Origin of the sequence: Burkholderia sp. 9777_1386 (assembly GCF_015712265.1) — a bacterium.
Lineage (GTDB): Bacteria > Pseudomonadota > Gammaproteobacteria > Burkholderiales > Burkholderiaceae > Burkholderia > Burkholderia cenocepacia.
On record NZ_JACCQB010000046.1, the window covers coordinates 11,470 to 32,172 of the forward strand.

The 20,703-nt window shown below is 66.7% G+C and carries 19 protein-coding genes; 9 read left to right on the top strand and 10 right to left on the bottom strand.

Features of this window, described 5'->3' with window-relative positions; genetic code table 11:
* The first annotated feature begins 286 nt into the window (after positions 1–286).
* The 4 genes from H0X91_RS26875 (at position 287) to H0X91_RS26890 (ending at position 5,954) form a co-directional block, all read left to right on the top strand.
* Complete coding sequence (locus H0X91_RS26875; RefSeq protein WP_059721672.1) at positions 287–3,289, top strand: ribonucleoside-diphosphate reductase subunit alpha; 3,003 nt, start codon at positions 287–289, stop codon at positions 3,287–3,289.
* 365 nt (positions 3,290–3,654) lie between these two features.
* A complete protein-coding gene (locus tag H0X91_RS26880) occupies positions 3,655–4,866 on the top strand; it encodes a ribonucleotide-diphosphate reductase subunit beta (RefSeq protein WP_006476978.1) in 1,212 nt (403 codons plus the stop codon).
* 82 nt (positions 4,867–4,948) lie between these two features.
* Positions 4,949–5,275 (top strand): hypothetical protein, encoded by a 327-nt coding sequence (locus H0X91_RS26885; RefSeq protein WP_077021886.1) that lies wholly within the window; start codon positions 4,949–4,951, stop codon positions 5,273–5,275.
* Positions 5,276–5,303: 28 nt separating this feature from the next.
* Positions 5,304–5,954: a histone H1-like DNA-binding protein gene (locus H0X91_RS26890; protein ID WP_006490719.1), complete on the top strand. Its 651-nt coding sequence runs from the start codon at positions 5,304–5,306 to the stop codon at positions 5,952–5,954.
* Between the two features lie 228 nt (positions 5,955–6,182).
* On the opposite strand, the gene H0X91_RS26895 is transcribed toward H0X91_RS26890, so the two are convergent.
* From H0X91_RS26895 to H0X91_RS26940, 10 genes are all read right to left on the bottom strand, one after another.
* Entirely contained in the window at positions 6,183–6,656 is a 474-nt protein-coding gene (locus H0X91_RS26895) for a glycine zipper 2TM domain-containing protein (protein ID WP_006476977.1), read from the bottom strand.
* Between the two features lie 19 nt (positions 6,657–6,675).
* The gene (locus H0X91_RS26900; RefSeq protein ID WP_006490717.1) at positions 6,676–7,614 is read right to left on the bottom strand and encodes a carbohydrate kinase family protein; all 939 of its coding nucleotides are present in this window, start codon (positions 7,612–7,614) and stop codon (positions 6,676–6,678) included.
* An 85-nt stretch (positions 7,615–7,699) separates the two neighbouring features.
* On the bottom strand, positions 7,700–8,203 hold the full coding sequence (gene tpx / locus H0X91_RS26905) for a thiol peroxidase (protein WP_006476975.1): 504 nt from the start codon (positions 8,201–8,203) through the stop codon (positions 7,700–7,702).
* Between the two features lie 71 nt (positions 8,204–8,274).
* On the bottom strand, positions 8,275–9,696 hold the full coding sequence (locus H0X91_RS26910) for a zinc-ribbon and DUF3426 domain-containing protein (protein ID WP_196433509.1): 1,422 nt from the start codon (positions 9,694–9,696) through the stop codon (positions 8,275–8,277).
* Positions 9,697–9,741: 45 nt separating this feature from the next.
* Positions 9,742–10,644, bottom strand: coding sequence for a 50S ribosomal protein L11 methyltransferase (gene prmA / locus H0X91_RS26915; RefSeq protein WP_062911028.1), 903 nt, complete (start codon positions 10,642–10,644; stop codon positions 9,742–9,744).
* A gap of 2 nt (positions 10,645–10,646) precedes the next feature.
* Entirely contained in the window at positions 10,647–12,014 is a 1,368-nt protein-coding gene (accC, locus tag H0X91_RS26920) for an acetyl-CoA carboxylase biotin carboxylase subunit (protein ID WP_006490723.1), read from the bottom strand.
* A gap of 86 nt (positions 12,015–12,100) precedes the next feature.
* Positions 12,101–12,574, bottom strand: a complete 474-nt coding sequence (gene accB / locus H0X91_RS26925) for an acetyl-CoA carboxylase biotin carboxyl carrier protein (protein ID WP_006496751.1) — start codon at positions 12,572–12,574, stop codon at positions 12,101–12,103.
* Positions 12,575–12,640: 66 nt separating this feature from the next.
* Positions 12,641–13,093, bottom strand: coding sequence for a type II 3-dehydroquinate dehydratase (gene aroQ / locus H0X91_RS26930; RefSeq protein ID WP_011350880.1), 453 nt, complete (start codon positions 13,091–13,093; stop codon positions 12,641–12,643).
* A 194-nt stretch (positions 13,094–13,287) separates the two neighbouring features.
* Positions 13,288–13,839 carry a TlpA family protein disulfide reductase gene (locus H0X91_RS26935; RefSeq protein WP_080331128.1) on the bottom strand — a complete coding sequence of 184 codons (552 nt, stop codon included), beginning with the start codon at positions 13,837–13,839 and terminating at the stop codon, positions 13,288–13,290.
* 7 nt (positions 13,840–13,846) lie between these two features.
* Positions 13,847–14,491: a hypothetical protein gene (locus H0X91_RS26940; protein ID WP_034201043.1), complete on the bottom strand. Its 645-nt coding sequence runs from the start codon at positions 14,489–14,491 to the stop codon at positions 13,847–13,849.
* 246 nt (positions 14,492–14,737) lie between these two features.
* On the opposite strand from H0X91_RS26940, the gene mpl reads away from it, so the two are divergent.
* From mpl to mtgA, 5 genes are all read left to right on the top strand, one after another.
* Positions 14,738–16,123 carry a UDP-N-acetylmuramate:L-alanyl-gamma-D-glutamyl-meso-diaminopimelate ligase gene (gene mpl, locus H0X91_RS26945; protein WP_006489410.1) on the top strand — a complete coding sequence of 462 codons (1,386 nt, stop codon included), beginning with the start codon at positions 14,738–14,740 and terminating at the stop codon, positions 16,121–16,123.
* Positions 16,120–16,689 carry a YqiA/YcfP family alpha/beta fold hydrolase gene (locus H0X91_RS26950; protein ID WP_006489407.1) on the top strand — a complete coding sequence of 190 codons (570 nt, stop codon included), beginning with the start codon at positions 16,120–16,122 and terminating at the stop codon, positions 16,687–16,689. Before mpl ends, H0X91_RS26950 begins: the two co-directional genes overlap by 4 nt.
* A gap of 79 nt (positions 16,690–16,768) precedes the next feature.
* The gene (locus H0X91_RS26955) at positions 16,769–18,853 is read left to right on the top strand and encodes an RNB domain-containing ribonuclease (RefSeq protein ID WP_006496746.1); all 2,085 of its coding nucleotides are present in this window, start codon (positions 16,769–16,771) and stop codon (positions 18,851–18,853) included.
* Positions 18,850–19,716 (top strand): shikimate dehydrogenase, encoded by an 867-nt coding sequence (gene aroE, locus H0X91_RS26960; protein WP_062911026.1) that lies wholly within the window; start codon positions 18,850–18,852, stop codon positions 19,714–19,716. The genes H0X91_RS26955 and aroE overlap by 4 nt, the downstream gene beginning before the upstream one ends.
* A 14-nt stretch (positions 19,717–19,730) precedes the next feature.
* On the top strand, positions 19,731–20,468 hold the full coding sequence (mtgA, locus tag H0X91_RS26965) for a monofunctional biosynthetic peptidoglycan transglycosylase (RefSeq protein ID WP_006484660.1): 738 nt from the start codon (positions 19,731–19,733) through the stop codon (positions 20,466–20,468).
* The last annotated feature ends 235 nt before the right edge of the window (positions 20,469–20,703 follow it).

Consider the following 20,703-nt stretch of genomic DNA (forward strand, 5'->3'; position numbering starts at 1 on the left):
TGTCGCAGGGGAAAACCCGAGCGGCACCAGCCGGCGGCCACGCCGGCGGACAGGGTTCTCAGGGCGGCGCGTCAGGCCGGGCGGTCCGGGCGTCGCGATCAGCGCAGCGAACATCGACGGGGCAGGGTATACATGACGAAGCACACGACCGGTTTGGTTGTCGCGCATCGACCGAACCGGCTTCCCCGGCGCATCGCTCGCCTCTTACCGCTCGCGCACCGCATTGCGCAGCGTTCGTTTTAATCCGCGGTTCTCTCCGCACCATCCAACACCAGGAGCTTTGCACATGCAAACCACCGACAACGCGACGTCCCAGTACGAGAGCGCCTCGAGCCGTCCGCTCGGCGGGACCGAACAGGGCGCGAAGGCGCTCGCGCCGCAGGCCACGTTCGCCGACTACAAGGTGATCCGCCGCAATGGCAGCGTGGTGTCGTTCGAACCCTCGAAGATCGCGATCGCGGTGACCAAGGCTTTCCTGGCCGTCAATGGCGGGCAGGGCGCGGCATCGGCGCGCGTACGCGAGCAGGTCGAACAACTGACGCACAACGTCGTTCGCGCGCTCGTGCGCAGCCGCCCGAACGGCGGTACGTTCCATATCGAAGACATCCAGGACCAGGTCGAACTCGCGCTGATGCGCGGCGGCGAGCACAACGTCGCGCGTGCGTACGTGCTGTATCGCGAGAAGCGTCACCTCGAGCGCCAGCATGCGGGCGAGGAAGCGGCGGCCGCGGGCGGCGAGTCGACCACCGGCATCAACGTCGTCGACAACGGCGTCACGCGCCCGCTCGACCTGAACGCGCTGCGCGCGCTGATCGTGTCGGCGTGCGACGGCCTCGGCGCTGCGGTTAACCCTGACCCGATCGTCGCGGAGACGGTGAAGAACCTGTACGACGGCGTGCCGATGAGCCAGGTCTACGACTCGGCGATCCTCGCGGCGCGCACGATGATCGAAAAGGATCCGGCATACAGCCAGGTCACGGCCCGCATCCTGCTGCACACGATCCGCCGCGAGATCCTCGGCGAGGAAGTCGTGCAGGCCGAGATGTCGACCCGCTACGCCGAATACTTCCCGCAGTTCCTGAAGCGCGGCGTCGACGCCGGCCTGCTCGACGACAAGCTGCTGCAGTTCGACCTGAAGCGCCTCGGCGAAGCCCTCGACGCGAACCGCGACCTGCAGTTCGGCTACCTCGGCCTGCAGACGCTGTACGACCGCTACTTCCTGCACGTCGACGGCACCCGCATCGAAATGCCGCAGGCATTCTTCATGCGCGTCGCGATGGGCCTGTCGCTGAACGAGATCGACCGCGAAACGCGCGCGATCGAGTTCTACAACGTGCTGTCGAGCTTCGACTTCATGAGCTCGACGCCGACGCTGTTCAACTCGGGCACGCACCGCTCGCAGCTGTCGTCGTGCTACCTGACGACGGTCGCGGACGATCTCGACGGCATCTATGAAGCGCTGAAGGAGAACGCGCTGCTGTCGAAGTTCGCGGGCGGCCTCGGCAACGACTGGACGCGCGTGCGCGCACTCGGCTCGCATATCAAGGGCACGAACGGCAAGTCGCAAGGCGTGGTCCCGTTCCTGAAGGTCGTGAACGACACGGCCGTCGCGGTGAACCAGGGCGGCAAGCGCAAGGGCGCGGTCTGCGCGTACCTGGAATCGTGGCACCTCGACATCGAGGAGTTCCTGGAGCTGCGCAAGAACACCGGTGACGACCGTCGCCGTACGCACGACATGAACACGGCGAACTGGATTCCCGACCTGTTCATGAAGCGCGTGATGGAAGGCGCCGACTGGACGCTGTTCTCGCCGTCGACCTGCCCGGACCTGCACGACAAGTTCGGCGCCGACTTCGAGAAGGCTTACACGGCTTACGAAGACAAGGTCGCGCGCGGCGAGATCAAGCTGTTCAAGAAGATCCCGGCGCAGCAGCTCTGGCGCAAGATGCTCGGCATGCTGTTCGAGACGGGCCACCCGTGGATCACGTTCAAGGATCCGTGCAACGTGCGCTCGCCGCAGCAGCACGTCGGCGTCGTCCACTCGTCGAACCTGTGCACGGAAATCACGCTGAACACGAGCGACACCGAAATCGCGGTGTGCAACCTCGGCTCGGTGAACCTCGTCGCCCACCTGGTGAAGCAGGCCGACGGCAGCTACGCGCTCGACCACGACAAGCTGAAGCGCACGATCAGCGTCGCGATGCGCATGCTCGACAACGTGATCGACATCAACTACTACGCGGTGCCGAAGGCGCGTAACTCGAACCTGAAGCACCGCCCGGTCGGCATGGGCATCATGGGCTTCCAGGACTGCCTGCACCTGCTGCGCACGCCGTACGCGTCGGAAGCGGCGGTCGAGTTCGCGGACCGTTCGATGGAAGCCGTCTGCTACTACGCGTACTACGCGTCGACCGAGCTGGCCGAAGAGCGCGGCCGCTACTCGAGCTACCGCGGTTCGCTGTGGGATCGCGGCATCCTCCCGCAGGACACGCTGAAGCTGCTGACGGAAGCGCGCGGCGGCTACGTCGAGGTCGACACGTCGGAATCGCTCGACTGGACGACGCTGCGTTCGCGGATCGCCGCGCACGGCATGCGCAACTCGAACTGCGTCGCGATCGCGCCGACGGCGACGATCTCGAACATCATCGGCGTGTCGGCCTGTATCGAGCCGACCTTCCAGAACCTGTACGTGAAGTCGAACCTGTCGGGCGAATTCACGGTGGTGAACGAGTATCTCGTCCGCGACCTGAAGGAACGCGGCCTGTGGGACGAGGTGATGGTCGCCGACCTGAAGTACTTCGACGGCATGCTGTCGCGCATCGACCGCATCCCGGCCGACCTGCGCGCGATCTACGCGACCGCGTTCGAGGTCGACCCGACGTGGCTGGTCGAAGCGGCGTCGCGTCGCCAGAAGTGGATCGACCAGGCGCAGTCGCTGAACATCTACATGGGCGGCGCGTCGGGCAAGAAGCTCGACGAGGTCTACAAGCTCGCATGGCTGCGCGGCCTGAAGACGACCTACTACCTCCGCACGATGGCGGCGACGCACGTCGAGAAGTCGACGGTCGCACACGGCGCGCTGAACGCAGTGCCGACGGGCGGTGCAGGCGGCGGCTCGGGCAGCGGCGGCGCGCAAGGCGCGGCGGGCGGTTTCGGTGCGGCAGGCGGCGATGCATCGTCGGGTGCGATCAACGCGGCGCCGGCACTCGCGCCGGTCGAAGCGGACGGTCCGGTGTGCACGATGCGTCCGGGCGATCCCGGCTTCGACGAATGCGAAGCGTGCCAGTAACGCAGTGCGCCTGACCTGAGAAGCAGGCCTGCGCGGCGCACACGACGACCGATCGAGGTTGCAGTGTGCGCCGCTCTCAACTAAAAAAATGATAAGGAATCTGTAACGCGACACCTGCGTTGCAGGCAGTGACAAGCGATCGAAACAGCCCCGACGGCGTCGCGTTTCGATCAGCGTTCGATGCGTCGAGCGCACCTCGCGATACAAGCGCGACTCACATCGCGCGCTGCATGAACGACGATGCGTTGCTCAAAGTGTTGTATCGAGGTCGCAACGCGAATCGAAAAAAGGATTTTTCGTGAGCGAACCCTTTTATCGCTCAGGAAAAGATGGTACAAACCGTTCTAAATTGATGGTGAGAATTTATGCTCAACTGGGATGACGAGAAGACTGCCGTAACCCCCGCGAGCGGAGCGCAGCAAAACGCGATGCGCACCTCCGCCGGGATGGCTGTCGGAATGCAGGCTGCAACGCCTGCCGCCCATCAGGTCCGTGACATTTTCGAAGGCGATCTTGCGGTGCCGCCGCAAGCATCGGCTGTTCCCGCCGGCGGTACGGAAGCGCGGGTCAATGTCGCCGACAAGCGCATCATCAACGGCCAGACTGACGTCAATCAGCTGGTGCCGTTCAAGTACAAGTGGGCGTGGGAAAAGTATCTGGCCGGTTGCGCGAACCACTGGATGCCGCAGGAAATCAACATGTCCCGCGACATCGCACTGTGGAAGGACCCGAACGGTCTGACCGAGGACGAGCGCCGCATCGTGAAGCGCAACCTCGGCTTCTTCGTGACGGCCGACTCGCTCGCCGCGAACAACATCGTGCTCGGCACGTACCGCCACATCACGGCGCCCGAGTGCCGGCAGTTCCTGCTGCGCCAGGCGTTCGAGGAAGCGATCCACACGCACGCGTACCAATACATCGTCGAATCGCTCGGCCTCGACGAAGGCGAGATCTTCAACGCGTATCACGAGGTCACGTCGATCCGCGCGAAGGACGAATTCCTGATCCCGTTCATTCATACGCTGACGGACCCGGCCTTCAAGACCGGCACGCTCGAGGCGGATCAGAAGCTGCTGAAGTCGCTGATCGTGTTCGCCTGCATCATGGAAGGCCTGTTCTTCTATGTCGGGTTTACGCAGATCCTCGCACTCGGCCGCCAGAACAAGATGACGGGTGCTGCAGAGCAATATCAGTACATCCTGCGCGACGAGTCGATGCACTGCAACTTCGGCATCGACCTGATCAACCAGATCAAGCTCGAGAACCCGCATCTCTGGACCGCGGAATTCCGCGCCGAGATCCGCGAGCTGTTCAAGCAGGCTGTCGAACTCGAATACCGCTACGCCGAGGACACGATGCCGCGCGGCGTGCTGGGCTTGAACGCGTCGATGTTCAAGAGCTATCTGCGCTTCATCAGCAACCGCCGTTGCCAGCAGATCGGCCTCGATCCGCTGTTCCCGAACGAGGAAAACCCGTTCCCGTGGATGAGCGAGATGATCGACCTGAAGAAGGAACGCAACTTCTTCGAGACGCGTGTGATCGAGTATCAGACGGGGGGCGCGCTGTCCTGGGAATAACCCGCAGCAGCGAACCCGTTACATGATGGAGCAGCCGGTGGCCTCTCGGCCCCGGCCCAAGGTTTAGGAGCAAGAACGCCTGATGCAAAGCATGCCCGGTGCCTTAACGGCCCAACGATACGACAGGCACTTTGCGAACCCTTCAGTGGGATGGGCAAACTTCCCTCCGGAAAAAGCGGACGGCCATGTGGCGGTCCGCTTGATCAAGCGATTAGGGGTAGCGGCGCGAGGTGCGCCGGCTACCGACTTGATTTGGCGCGCGAGGCCGGGTGGTCACGCGCGCCATACCGTATTCATTAGCGTAAGCGCGCGGTATCTGCGTACGCCGATGAATAGCCCGCTTCGAAGCGCACGTCCTGAACAGCGTCCGCGGGAAGCGGGTTTTGACGAAGGGTGTAGTTTGAACTGACTCTCATCTGAACCTGAAGGAGAACAACATGGCTACTGCCAAGAAGAAACCGGCTGCTAAGAAAGTTGCTGCCAAGAAGACCGTTGCGAAGAAGGCTGCTGCTCCGGCGAAGAAGGCCGCAGTGAAGAAGGTTGCTGCGAAGAAGGTCGCGGTGAAGAAGGTTGCCGCGAAGAAGGCAGCACCGGCGAAGAAGGCCGCTGCGAAGAAGGTCGCAGCCAAGAAGGTCGCAACGAAGAAGGTTGCAGCCAAGAAGGTCGCCGCGAAGAAGGCAGCACCGGCTAAGAAGGCCGCTGCGAAGAAGGTTGCCGCCAAGAAAGTCGCAGTGAAGAAGGTTGCTGCGAAGAAGGCCGCACCGGCGAAGAAGGCTGCTGCGAAGAAGGCCGCACCGGCGAAGAAGGCTGCTGCGAAGAAGGCCGCGCCGGCGAAGAAGGCTGCAGCGAAGAAGGCCGCGCCTGCGAAGAAGGCTGCAGCGAAGAAGGCTGCGCCCGCCAAGAAGGCTGCCCCTGCGAAGAAGGCTGCCGCACCGGCGAAGAAGGCTGCTGCTCCGAAGAAGGCCGTCGTGAAGAAGGCTGCACCGGCAACGACCGCGTCGACCGCATCGGTTGCGCCGGCATCGGGCGTGAAGACCGCGCTCAACCCGGCAGCGGCATGGCCGTTCCCGACCGGCAGCCGTCCGTAATCGCGGCTGAGCAGCATCACCCGGGCACTCACGTGGTGTCCGTGGGTTGAGTAGCGCTACTCAATCAATCCCGCCATCTGGCTCAGGTGGCGGGATTTTTTTCGTCCGTATGAATCATCGATCGGCTGGCCGACGCGTGCGTGGAAAGGCGCGCGGACGAAAAAAAACGCATGTGCGGCTTCGCACATGCGTTCGACCGCGGCTTGCGCCGCGTGCTGAGGATGCCGGTTAGTGCGTGACGCGCGTGACGCCGCCGCTCGACAGCAGGCGCACGCGCTCGCCGGCGCGGAACGCTTCGCCGCTTGCCGCCTGCGTGATCGAGCGCAGATCGCCGTTGTCGAGGCGCACGGTGATTTCGACACCGTTCGCGGTGCTGAGGTTTTCGCCGACTGCGTTACCCGCGACCGCACCGACGAGGCCGCCGGCGATCGCCGTCAGGATCGAGCCTTTGCCGCCGCCGATCGCGCTGCCCGCGACCGCGCCGAGGGCGCCGCCGCCGAGCGTGCCGATCGCGCTGCCGCCGCCGTCGGACTGGATGCGCACCGCGCGGACGCTTTCGACCGTGCCCATGCGGACCGTCTGTTCGCGCTGCGCCTGGCCGACGCTATAGACATCCGCCGAGCCGGGTGCCGTGAAGCAGCCGGCGAGGGTCAGCGTGGCCGTCAGCATGGCCGCGAGCGTGAGGGTTTTTTTCGTCAACATCTTTGCTCTCCCACAATATTCATTTGAGACTGTAACCGAATGCAGTCTCGAAGCGTGCGTCGATTTCGGCGCGCGTCAGTACGTAAGTCTGGGGCCCTTGATGGGCGATCTTGAGCGAGCCCATCAGGCTCGCGAGGCGGCCGGTGGTTGCCCAGTCGAGGCCATGCTCGATGCCGTACAGCAGGCCGCCCCGGAAGGCGTCGCCGCAACCGGTCGGATCGGCGATGCGCTCGGCCGGTACGACCGGAATCTGCTCCGCGCCCTGCTTGTGGCGGATGGTCGCGCCGTGCTCGCCGCGCGTGATGACGAGGGCGTCGACCCGGCTGGCGATTTCATCTTCGGACCATCCCGTCTTGTCGCTCACCAGCTTGGCCTCGTAGTCGTTGACCGCGACATAGGTCGCAAGTTCAATGCTGCGGCGCAGCGTCGCACCGTCGAACAGCGGCAGACCCTGGCCCGGATCGAACACGAACGGCACCCCGGCCTTGGCGAGCTCTTCCACGTGCTGGACCATCCCGTCGAAGCCGTCCGGGCCGACGATCGCCAGCTTGATGTCCGGCGCGTCGCCCGCATGGTTCAGGTGCGACTGCATCATCGCGCCCGGGTGGAACGCCGCGATCTGGTTGTTGTCGAGATCGGTCGTGATCATCGCCTGCGCGGTGTACGTATCGGGCAGCACGCGAACGTGGTCGCGGCGCAGGCCGAGCTGGTCGAGCCGGTCGAGATACGGCTGCGCATCCAGCGCGCCCATCGTGCCCATGATGCGCGCATCGCCGCCGAGCAGGTGCAGCGCGTACCCGATGTTGCCCGCGCAGCCGCCGAATTCGCGGCGCATCGTCGGCACGAGGAAGCTCAGGTTGATGAGGTGCACCTGGTCGGGCAGGATGTGCTCGCGGAACCGCCCTTCGAAGGTCATGATGGAGTCGTAGGCGATCGAGCCGCAAATCAGCGTAGCCAAGGTGTGCGTTCCTGTAGAAATGAGGGGCCCTGCGCGACAACGCCGCGCGAAGGGCGCGGCGCGGCAGGGGAAAGCGGAAGAAAGCTTACTTCAGTGCGGCGAGCGCTGCATCGTAGTTCGGCTCGTCCTTGATTTCGCCGACGAGTTCCGCGTGGATCACCTTGTCCTGCGCGTCGAGCACGACCACCGCGCGTGCGGTCAGGCCGTTCAGCGGGCCGCTCGTCACGTCGACGCCGTACGCGTTCGCGAACGCGCGGCCGGTGCGGAACGTCGATGCCGTCACGACGTTCGCGAGGCCTTCGGTCGTGCAGAAGCGCGTGGCGGCGAACGGCAGGTCGGCGGACACGACGATCACCACGGTGTTGTCGAGCGACGACGCGGCTTCGTTGAACTTGCGGGTCGACGTCGCGCAGGTCGGCGTGTCGAGGCTCGGCACGATGTTCAGCACCTTGCGCTTGCCGGCGAAGCTGGCGAGCGACAGGTCGGCGAGGTCCTTGCCGACCAGCTTGAAATCGGCGGCTTGCGCGCCGACGGCCGGGAACGTGCCGGCGAGATCGATCGGGTTGCCACCCAGCGTAACTTTGCTCATGTTCGTGCTCCGAAATAGCGCGCCGCACGGGCGCGCGGGTTGAGACGGGCGCGCAAGCGCGCCGCGGCGCGTCACGGATAGAAGATCTGGACGCGGAAATTCGAGGCGGGCGTGCCGTTCGTTTCGAGGCGGACGACCATCGTCTGCGTCGTGCCGGGCGGCAGCCCGGCGTCGATCGGCGTGCCCGGGCGCACGTAGTCGCGCGGCGCGAGCACGCGGCGCACGGTGACGTGATTGGTATCGTCGAGCAGCGTGAGTTCGAGCGACGGGTACGCGAGCGCGACGCGGTAGCGGTTCGTCAGCGGCACCTTCAGTTCGAGCTCGCGCGGGCCGTCGAGCTGGCGCAGGTCGGTCGCGTCGAGCCGCAGGCCGTCGATCGCGCGCGGCGGCGTGACCGTGCAGCCGAGCGGCGTGCAGGCCTGCCGGAACCAGCCTTGCGTGACGGGCCAGTAGATCATCAGCGTTTCGCGCTGCCACCACGCCAGTTGCACGGCGAGCAGCCCGACGAGCGCGGCCGCGATGAGGCCGCCGACAAAGCCGCCGAGCATCCCGCGTCGCTGCGGCGCGCGGGTCTCGCGCGTGACGGCGAAGTGTGGACGATCGTCATCGGCCAGTGCGGCGGGGAACGGGACGGCCGGTTGGACGGCCGGTTGGACGGCCGGTTGGACGGCCGGTTGGGCGGCCGGCCGGGCTGCCGGTTCATCGGCCGCTGCCGCGGTCGGGCTGGTGTCGTGCCGGGCGAAGGTATCGGGTTCCGATGCGGTTTCGGCTTCGCTGACGGCCGGTGCGGGCGTGAACGCAAAACGCGGTTCGCGCGGCGCGTGTTCGTCGTCCGGCGCGGCGAAACGCGCGTGACCGACAGGTTCGGCGGGTTCAGCCGCGGTGTCCGCTTCCGACGGAGGACGAGCGACGAAGCGGGGCTCGCGCGGATCGCGCTCGACGGGCGCGTGCTCGGCCGCTTCGGGTTCATGCGGTTCGTGCCGCGTGTGCGGCGAATGCGGTTCGGCCGGTTGCTCGACGGCACTCGACGAATCCAGCTCGGCCGGCGAGGACGCGAACGGTGCGGGCGTACCCGACAGATGAACGACGCCGGCTTCCGTGGACGGGAGCGCGACCGGTATCAGCGGCTCGGTGCGCACGGTCTCGACGCTGTGCTGCAGCGACGGATCGACGCCGGCGTCGAGCCACGGCGCCCACATGTCCCAGCCTTCCGGCTTGTAGTCGGTGCCGGTCGGCAGGCCGGAAGGCGGTGCGTCGGCGGCGAACAGCCGGGCCGGCACGGCCTGCGGCTGCGCCTCACTGTCGCTCGGCGCGGCAGCCGGTTCGGTCAACGCCGGCTCGGGCTGCTGCGCGTACTCGGGAACGAGCGATTCGGAGGCGTTGAAGACTTCGTGGCAATGCCCGCAGCGCACGAGCCCCTGATGCAGCGCGAGCTGTTCCTGCTGCAGCCGGAAGACGGTTTCGCAATGAGGGCAGCGCGTCGCAAGAAGCATGTCGAGCCGGGCGGCCTGCTGGCCAGAGTGAAGGACAGCGCTATTCTAATGGCTTTCGCGGCGGGTTCCGGCAAGGCATACCCAGCCTTCGTGTTCGCGCCAGACCGAGATGTCGACGTAGCGCGCATAAACGGCCGCGACTTCGTCCGCCTGGCGCGCGAGCACGCCCGACAGCGCGATGCGCCCGCCCGGCTTGACCTTCGATGCGAGCATCGATGCCATCAGCTTCAGCGGGTTCGACAGGATGTTCGCGACGACGATGTCGAATTCGCCGTCCGGGCATGCATCGGGCAGCCCGTACGTGACCTCCGCACGGTTGCGTTCGCTGTTCTGGCGCGCCGATTCGACCGCCTGCGGATCGATGTCGATGCCGACCACGGGGTTCGCCCCGCATTTCTTCGCGAGGATCGCGAGAATGCCCGAGCCGCAGCCGTAGTCGAGCACCGACTGGCCGGGCTTCACCGACTGCTCGAGCCACTCCATGCACAGACGGGTGGTGGGGTGGCTGCCGGTGCCGAATGCGAGGCCGGGATCGAGTTCGAGGACGAGCGCATCGGGGTCGGGCGCATCGTGCCACGACGGCACGACCCAGATCCGTTCGCCGATCGGGATCGGCTCGAACTGCGACTGCGTGAGCCGCACCCAGTCCTGCTCCTCGACTTCGCGCACGACGAACTTCGGCGTTTCGGCGAGGCCGATCTCGTTCGCGGCCGCCGCGAGCAGCACGGCTGGCTCATGGTCGGCCGACAGCAGCGCGACCACGCGCGAGTGCTGCCACGCGGTGCGATCGGGCACCAGGCCCGGCTCGCCGAAGAGCGGCTGTTCGTCGGGCGTGTCGGCGTCGGCGTCTTCGACGGACACCGACAGCGCGCCGAGATCGAGCAGCGCGTCGGACAGGGCCTCCGCATGCTCGCGGGCCAGTTCGACGACGAGTTCGCGATAACTCATGCTTACGCTTCTTCCGGTGCGACCTGCTGCTTCTGCGCGAGCCGGTTTTCGAGGTAATGGATGCTGGTGCCGCCTTCGACGAACTTCGAGTCGATCATCAGCTCGCGGTGCAGCGGGATGTTGGTCTGGATGCCTTCGACGACCATTTCCGACAGCGCGATGCGCATCCGGCGGATCGCCTGTTCGCGCGTCGCGCCGTAGGTGATCAGCTTGCCGATCATCGAATCATAGTTCGGCGGCACGAAATAGCCATTGTAGGCGTGCGAATCGACGCGCACGCCCGGGCCGCCCGGCGTATGCCACGACGTGATCCGGCCCGGCGACGGCGTGAACTTGAACGGATCTTCGGCGTTGATCCGGCATTCGATCGCGTGTCCGCGGAACTGGATGTCGCGCTGGCGCAGCGTGAGCTTCTCGCCGGCCGCGATGCGGATCTGTTCCTGCACGATGTCGACGCCCGTGATCAGCTCCGATACCGGGTGCTCGACCTGCACGCGCGTGTTCATCTCGATGAAGTAGAACTCGCCGTTTTCGTACAGGAATTCGAACGTGCCCGCACCGAGGTAGCCCATCTTCTTGCACGCGTCCGCGCAGCGGTCGCCGATACGGTCGATCAGGCGGCGCGGAATGCCCGGCGCCGGCGCTTCCTCGATCACCTTCTGGTGGCGGCGCTGCATCGAGCAGTCGCGCTCGCCGAGCCAGATCGCGTTCTTGTACGCGTCCGACAGCACCTGGATCTCGATGTGGCGCGGGTTCTCGAGGAACTTCTCCATGTACACCTGCGGGTTGCCGAACGCACGGCCGGCTTCCTCGCGGGTCATGTTGACCGCGTTGACGAGCGCGGCTTCGGTGTGCACGACGCGCATCCCGCGCCCGCCGCCGCCGCCGGCCGCCTTGATGATGACCGGATAGCCGATCGTGCGCGCAATCTTGACGATCTCCTTCGGATCGTCCGGCAACGCGCCTTCCGAACCCGGCACGCACGGCACGCCGGTCTTGATCATCGTCTGCTTCGCGGTGACCTTGTCACCCATCATGCGGATCGTTTCCGGGCGCGGGCCGATGAACGTGAAGCCCGACTGCTCGACGCGCTCCGCGAAATCGGCGTTCTCCGACAGGAAGCCGTAGCCGGGGTGGATCGCCTCGGCATCGGTGACTTCCGCGGCGCTGATCAGCGCCGGCATGTTCAGGTAGCTCAGGTTCGACGGGGCCGGGCCGATACAGACGGCTTCGTCCGCGAGGCGCACGTACTTGGCTTCCTTGTCGGCTTCCGAGTAGACGACCACCGTCTTGACGCCGAGTTCGCGGCACGCGCGCTGGATGCGCAGCGCGATTTCACCGCGGTTGGCAATGAGGATTTTTTCAAACATAGCGAGTATTCGTCTCTTCGAGGGGCGCGCGAACGGCGCCTGGCGAGCATCGGCGGCGCGCGGCCGGGCAGGGCCGCGCGGCGGACTTAGCCGATCACGAAAAGCGGCTGGCCGTATTCGACGGCCTGGCCGTTCTCGACGAGGATTTCCTTGATCACGCCGGCCTTGTCCGACTCGATCTCGTTGAGCAGCTTCATCGCTTCGATGATGCAGATCGTCTGGCCTTCCTTGACCGTGTCGCCGGCCTGCACGAACGGGTCGGCGCCCGGCGACGGCGCGCGATAGAACGTGCCGACCATCGGCGACGTCACGACGTGGCCCTGCGGAGCGGCCGGTGCGGCGGCGGCGCCGGCGGCCGGCGCGGCAGCGCCTTCGGTCGGCAGCGCGACCGACGGAGCGGGCGCGCTGACTTGCGGGGCATACCCAGCCGTCGGCTGCACGTAGACCGGCGGCGCGTTCTTGACGATACGCACCTTGCCTTCGCCTTCCGTCACTTCCAGCTCGGAGATGCCGGATTCGGAAACGAGGTCGATCAGAGTTTTCAGCTTACGAAGATCCATCGGGAATTCCCCTTTCAATACGTGAAAGCGCCGGTTAGGGGCCGGCGCTGAATCTAGATCGCGAAATCAGCCGCGCGACGTGCCTTGCAGCTTGTCCAGCGCGTACTCGAGCGCGTACAGATAACCTTTCCAGCCGAGCCCGCAGATCACGCCTTCGGCCTGGTCGGAAAAGTAGGAGTGGTGCCTGAACGCTTCGCGGCGATGCACGTTCGACAGGTGAACCTCGACGAACGGGATGCCAACACCGGCGATCGCGTCCCGGATCGCAACGCTCGTGTGCGTATACGCGGCCGGATTGATCAGGATGAAATCGGTCTGTTCCTCCCGCGCGGCCTGGATGCGGTCGACCAGCGCGCCTTCATGGTTGCTCTGGAACGACGACAGTTCGGCGCCGGCTTCCCGGGCGCGCGCGGCAAGCGCCTGATCGATCTGCGCGAGCGTGACGCGGCCGTACACCTCCGGTTCCCGGGTGCCGAGAAGGTTCAGGTTGGGGCCGTGCAACACCAGCAATCGTGTCATGGTCGCTTCTATTTCTGCGGAATTGCGCGAACTTTAGCGCTATTTAGAGAAATTTGTCTAGTTTTGCCGAACGGCCAGACGCGTCGGACCTGCAAGAATTACCGGTGCGAACGCAAAGTATCGGCGAATTCCCGCGAAATTGCGGCGATCGACCTGCAAATCGCCGGCAACGCGCGGGCCGCTGTCCGGGCCGATTACAGCGCGTCGAGCGTCTTTTTCAGCTCGGCCGGCTGGATTTGTCCTAATTTTGTCTCGCGGATCTTGCCGGTTTCGTCGATGACGACGGTAAACGGCAGCGCGCCGGCGGTATTCCCGAAATTACGGGCCAGATCGGCGCCCGCGTAGCCGCTGACGAACACCGGATAGTCGACCTTCACCTTCTGCAGGAAGTTCTTCACGTTCTGCTCGGAATCGACGCCGATCCCGACGAAACGGATGCCTTTCTGCTTGTACTGGTGCGACAGCGCGACCAGCTCGGGCATCTCCTCGACGCACGGGCCGCACCACGACGCCCAGAAATTGACGACGACCTTCTGGCCCTTGAAGGCGGTCAGCGTCGCCGGCTTGCCGTCGACGCCGGTGAGCGACGACGCCCACAGCTGCTCGACCGGATTGCCGTGGGCGGTCGGCGCGGCGACGGCGACACCGTCGTCGACCGTGCCGCGGAACCAGTGACCGGCGGCGACTCCGCCGGCGACGGCGGCGGCCGCGACCACCGCGAGCGCCAACATGCGTTTCATCATCATCGTTGAATCATTCCGGTTCGGAAGGGGCCTGGCCTGCCGCGACGAGCGCGCGCAGCGCGGCGGCGTCCGCGCGGGCGACGCGGCCGCGCGCGTCGGCCTTCACCGCGCCGCGCAGGTCGTCGCTCGCATACAGCGCGAGATGGATGCCGATCGCATCCACGTCGCGCCGCGGGCGCCACAGGAAACTGAGCGTCTCGACGTCGCCGCGGCCCGCGAAATGCCGCGTCTCGGATACGTCGTACTGGACGTTCTGGTTCAGCAGGTAGATCGCGACGTCCTTCGGGTTGTCGGTGAATGCCTGCAAATGGATATCCGAATGCGCGTTCGCGGTGCCGTTCAGCACGGCGCCCGTCACATAAGGATGGAACTCGGCGAGCCGGCGCATCCAGTCGAGCGCGATCTCGCGCAGGCGGCGCAGTTCGTCCGGCTGCGTGTCGCTCTGGAACAGCGCGAGGTACTCGCGCAATTCTTCCTCGATCTGGTCGTTATCCGGCAGCCATTCGCCGGCAACGCGCGAATCGCCCAGCAACTGGCGCGCGGCCTTGCGTTTTGCGCCGGCGTAGTCCAGGCCGTCCTCCGCGATCAGGCGGGCGGCGGACTGGGCGATTTCCTCGCGGACGCGCCGCGGATCGACAAGAGGTTTGCGAGACATGATCCGGCAATCATACTCGATCGTCGCGGCGCCCGAGCACGGGTGCGGCGGCCCGCCGCCCGAGGGCGCCGGCGCCGTTCGCGCGCATCGTTCGGGTCGCCGGGCATCGCAGGCCGTCAGTTACAATAGTGTCCTTTGTGTCGCGGCAAAGTCGTGGGCCGGGCGCCGGCCGCACGGCCCGTCCGGCGCGACGCACACGCATCCTTTCCGAATCGACGGCGCCCGGCGGCGCGAAAGCATTCATCTATGCACATCCATATTCTTGGCATCTGCGGCACCTTCATGGGCGGTCTCGCCGTACTCGCACGCGAGGCGGGCCACACGGTGACGGGTTGCGACGCGGGCGTCTATCCGCCGATGAGCACGCAGCTCGAGGCGCAGGGCATCACGCTGATCGAGGGCTACGGCGCCGAGCAGATCGACCTGAAACCGGACCTGTTCGTGATCGGCAACGTCGTCACGCGCGGCAACCCGCTGATGGAGGCGATCCTCGATCGCGGCCTGCCGTACGTGTCGGGCCCGCAGTGGCTCGGCGAGCACGTGCTGGCCGGCAAATGGGTGCTCGCGGTCGCGGGCACGCACGGCAAGACGACCACGTCGTCGATGCTCGCGTGGCTGCTGGAGGACGCCGGGCTCAACCCGGGCTTCCTGATCGGCGGCGTGCCGCTGAACTTCGGCGTGTCCGCGCGGCTCACCGATTCGAGCTTCTTCGTGATCGAGGCCGACGAGTACGACACGGCATTCTTCGACAAGCGCTCGAAGTTCGTCCACTACCGGCCGCGTACCGCGGTACTGAACAACCTCGAATTCGATCACGCCGACATCTTCCCCGATCTCGCCGCGATCGAGACGCAATTCCATCATCTGGTGCGCACCGTGCCCGGGGTCGGCCGGATCGTCACGAACGGCCGCTCGGATGCGCTCGAGCGCGTGCTGGCGCGCGGCTGCTGGAGCGAGGTCGAGCGTTTCGGCGTCGACGGCGGCTGGCAGGCGCTGCCGGCCGAGGACGGCGTGCCGGTCGACGAACGCTTCGCGGTGTATTCGCACGCCGAGCGCGTCGGCGAAGTCGCGTGGCAGGTGCAGGGCGACCACAACCGGATGAACGCGCTCGCGGCGATCGCCGCCGCGCGCCACGTCGGCGTGCCGCCCGCGCAGGCGGCCGTTTCGCTCGCATCGTTCCGCAACGTGAAGCGCCGCATGGAAGTGCGCGGCAGCGTCGACGGCGTGACCGTCTATGACGATTTCGCGCACCATCCGACCGCGATCGACACCACGATCGCCGGCCTTCGTGCGCGCATCGGCCGCCAGAATGCCCGCATCCTCGCCGTGCTCGAGCCGCGCTCGAACACGATGAAGCTCGGCGTGATGAAGTCGCAATTGCCGGCGAGCCTCGCCGATGCCGATCTCGTGTTCGGCTACGGCGCGCCGACCGGGCGCGACGCGCTCGGCTGGAATCTCGCCGAAGCGCTTGCGCCGCTCGGCGACCGCGCGCGCGCATTCGACGATCTGCATCTGCTGGTGAAGGCGGTGGTCGAGGCCGCGCGTCCGGGCGACCACGTGCTCGTCATGAGCAACGGCGGCTTCGGCGGCGTGCACCAGAAGCTGCTCGATGCGCTCGGGAGCCGCACGTGATCCTGTATCTGCACGGCTTCCGGTCGTCGCCGGAATCGCAGAAGTCGCGGCTGCTCGCCGCACGCATGGCCGAACTCGGCCGCACCGGCGAGTGGCGGTGCCCGTCGCTGTCGGTGTCGCCGCTCGAGGCGATCGCCGTCGCGGAAGCCGAGGTCGCGGGTGCCCGCGACGTCACCGTGATCGGCAGCTCGCTCGGCGGTTATTACGCGACATGGCTCGCCGAAAAGCACGGCTGGAAGGCCGTGCTGCTGAATCCGGCGATCGTGCCGCAGCGCGATCTCGAGCAGCATCTGGGCGAACAGCCGCTGTGGCACGGCGGCGGCACGATCGTCGTCGAGCGCCGGCATCTGCACGAACTCGACGCGCTGCGCGTGCCGGCGATCACGCGCGCCGACCGCTACTATTTGTTCGCGGCGACCGGCGACGAAGTGCTCGATTACCGCGAGATGCTGGCCCATTACCCGGGCGCGAAAACCCGCGTGATCGACGGCAGCGATCACGGGATCAGCGAATTTGCCGACTATGTCGACGACGTTCTCGCGTTTTGCGACGGAAAGACGTCTTAACCGGCCGCGTGCCGATCGAATCCCCATCATCATGCGGCGCCGCCGACGCGGCGCCCGGCAGTCTGAACGAGAGTACTGAGTGAACGTTTTCTTCGAGGAATCGGGCAGTTTCAAGGCGGGCAGCGTGCTGTCGCGCCAGGGCGACGCATTTCAGGTCGAGTTGCCCGGCGGGCGGCGTGCGAAGGTGCGCGCGAAAGACGTGCTGATCGAATTCGACAAGCCGGCCGCGGGCGAACTGATGCAGGAGGCCGACACGGCCGCGCAGCAGATCGATCTGGACTTCCTGTGGGAATGCGCGCCGGCCGACGAGTTCGCGTACACGGCGCTGGCCGCCGAGTACTTCGGCGCGACGTACGGCCCGGTCGAGCGCGCGGCGCTGGTGCTGCGGCTGCACGGCTCGCCCGTCTACTTCCGTCGCAAGGGGCGCGGCCAGTACCAGCGCGCGCCGGAAGAGCAGCTCAAGATGGCGCTCGCGTCGCTCGAGCGCAAGCGCCAGCAGGCGCTGGTGCAGGCGCAGTATGAAGAGGAGCTGAAGGCCGGCAAGCTGCCGGAAGCGTTCGCGGGCAAGGTGCTCGGGCTGCTCACGCGGCCGGACAAGAATTCGATCGAATACAAGGCGATGGAAGCGGCGGCCGGCGCGCGCGGCGTGTCGCCGGCGCGGCTGATGCTCGACTGCGGCGGCATCGAGTCGCCGCGTGCGCTGCACGAAGCGCGCTTTCTTGCGGAATTTTTCCCGCACGGCACGGGCTTTCCGCCCGTCACGGTCGGCCCGCTGCCGGACGATCTGCCGCGCGCGGACGTCGAGGCGTTCTCGATCGACGACATCACGACCACCGAAATCGACGACGCGTTCTCGGTCGAGCACCTGGCCGACGGCCGCGTGCGGATCGGCGTGCACATCGCGGCGCCGGCGCTCGGCATCGTGCGCGGCGACGCGGTCGACGCGATCGCGCGCGCGCGCCTGTCGACCGTCTACATGCCGGGCGACAAGATCACGATGCTGCCGGACGACGTCGTCGACGTGTTCACGCTGAAAGAGGGCGATTACCGCCCGGCGCTGTCGCTGTACATCATCGTCAACCGCGACACGCAGGACATCGTCGCAAGCGAGACGCGCGCCGAGCTCGTGTTCGTGAAGAGCAACCTGCGCCACAACACGCTCGACGAGCTCGTCAACGAAGAGACGCTCGCGGCCGGCACCGGCGACTACCCGCACAAGGACGACATCGCCGTGCTGTGGCCGCTCGCGCAGGCGCTGTTCGAGAAGCGCCAGGTCGCGCGCGCGGGCTACGGCCTGAAGCGCGAGGTGCAGCGCAACACCGACTACAACTTCTACGTCGAAGGCGAGCACGTGACGATCACGCCGCGCCGCCGCGGCTCGCCGCTGGACCTGATCGTGTCGGAGCTCGCGATCCTCGCGAACTCGACCTGGGGCGCGTTCCTGCACGACCACACGGTGCCGGGCATCTACCGCTCGCAGCGCGGCTTCGGCGCGCCGGGCCCGAAGCGCACGCGGATGCAGACGACGGCCGCGCCGCACGAAGGCCTCGGCGTCGCGCAGTACGCGTGGAGCACGTCGCCGCTGCGCCGCTACGTCGACCTCGTGAACCAGTGGCAACTGCTCGCGTGCGTGCAGCACGGCGTCACCGCGAAGCTCGCCGCGCCGTTCAAGCCGAAGGACGCCGATCTCTACGCGGTCGTGCAGGGCTTCGACGATACGTATACGGCCTACGCCGACTACCAGCGCCGGATGGAGTACTTCTGGTGCCTGCGCTGGCTCGCGCAGGAACAGAAGAAGCAGGTGGTCGCGAGCGTCGTGAAGGGCGATCTCGTGCGCCTCGAGGAAATCCCGCTGCTGCTGCACGTGCCGGGGCTCGGCGTGCATGCGCGCGGCACGCGCGTGCTGCTCGACGTGATGTCGCTCGACGAGCTGACGATCGAGGCGTCGGTGCGCCTCTTGAACGTGCTCGACGCGCCGACCGTGACGAGCGGCGACGCGGCCGACGAAGAGGACGACGCCGAAGGCGGCGACGACACGCTGGTCGACGCGGAAGACGCGTCGGCGGAAACCGAGGCCGAAGCGCTGGCCGAGGCAGACGGCGCGGCGGCCGACGGCGGCGAAGCCGCGAGCGGCAACGACGGCGAAGAGGGGCGCGCATCATGAGCGCAGCTGCGTCGACGAGCGGCGCCGACCGCTATGTCGTGTTCGGCAACCCGGTGGCGCACAGCAAGTCGCCGTTCATCCACGCGCAATTCGCCGCGCAGACCGGCGAGCCGATCGAATACACGCACCGGCTCGCGCCGATCGACGGGTTCGAGGCAGCCGTGCGCGCGTTCGTCGCCGAAGGCGGGCGCGGCGCGAACGTGACGGTGCCGTTCAAGCTGGACGCGCATGCGCTCGCCGACAGGCTGTCGGCGCGCGCGGCGGCAGCAGGCGCGGTGAACACGCTGCGCATCGACGCCGACGGCCGCCTCCACGGCGACAACACCGACGGCGTCGGCCTCGTGCGCGACATCGAGGCGAATCTCGGCGTGTCGCTCGCCGGCGCGCGCATCCTGCTGCTCGGCGCGGGCGGCGCCGCGCGCGGCGTCGTGCTGCCGCTGCTCGATCGCGCACCGCTGTCGATCGGAATCGTGAACCGCACCGCGAGCAAGGCCGAAGCGCTCGTCGGCCAGTTCATGCAGGCCGCGCACGACGCGGGCTGCACGCTCGCGGGCGGTGGCCCCGGCGTCGTACGGGCCGAGCCGTACGACGTGGTGATCAATGCGACGGCCGGCAGCCTCGACGCCGCGCTGCCGGAATGCGACCCCGCGGCGTTCGGTGCCGGCACGCTCGCGTACGACATGATGTACGGCGCGCAGCCGACCGTGTTCATGCAGCACGCGGCGTCGCTCGGCGCGCGCACGGCCGACGGCCTCGGGATGCTGGTCGAGCAGGCGGCCGAATCGTTCTTCATCTGGCGCGGCGTGCGGCCGGACGGCGCGCCGGTGCTGGCCGCGCTGCGCCAGGCGCTCGCGGCGAGCTGAACGGAGCGCGGCACGTGGTGGCGGTGAGCGGCACGCAGCGCACGCGGACCGTGAGCCTCGCTCGCTGGGCCGTCTACGCGGGATCGGTGTTCGCGGGCGCGTGGCTCGCGACGCAATTGTTCTATCTCGCGCAGATCGCGCTGTGGTCGTTCGTGAATCCGGGCTCGACCGCCTTCATGCGCACCGACGCGTGGTGGCTGTCGCGCGACACGCCGCCCGCGCAGATCCGGCACCAATGGGTGCCGTACGACCAGATCTCGCGCAACCTGAAGCGGGCGCTGATCGCGTCCGAAGATTCGACCTTCGCGACCAACAACGGCTACGACGTCGACGCGATCCTGCAGGCGTGGGAGAAGAACAAGGCGCGCGGCAGGATCGTCGCGGGCGGCTCGACGATCACGCAGCAGCTCGCACGCAACCTGTTCCTGTCGCGCGAGAAGAGCTACATCCGCAAGGGCCAGGAGCTGATCATCACGTGGATGCTCGAAACGGTGCTCGACAAGGAGCGCATCTTCGAGATCTACCTGAATTCGGTCGAATGGGGGCGCGGCGTGTACGGCGCCGAAGCGGCCGCGCGCTATTACTACAAGATTCCCGCGAGCCGGCTCGGCGCGTGGCAGTCCGCGCGTCTCGCGGTGATGCTGCCGAAGCCGCGCTGGTTCGATGCGCATCGCGGCTCGGCCTATCAGGCGCAGCGCGCGGCGGTCATCGCGCGCCGGATGGGCGCGGCCGAGCTGCCGCAATCGGAGTGAGCGGCGCGCCCGCGCTGCTGCGTTGTCCATTCCGTCGTCGACGCGCGATTGGTGCGCTGCAGCGCATCCGTGTCGCCGCCATTTCGGGCCACATCCTTTAGACGAATCCGTCTATTTCGCTTTACTGAGCAATACCGATAAGTGCGCGATTTTGTTGACCGGCGTCGCACGAAATCCGTGCTTTTTTAGCCGCCGCGGGTAAACGCGAAAGTCGCTGAAAGCGCTGTGAAATGCA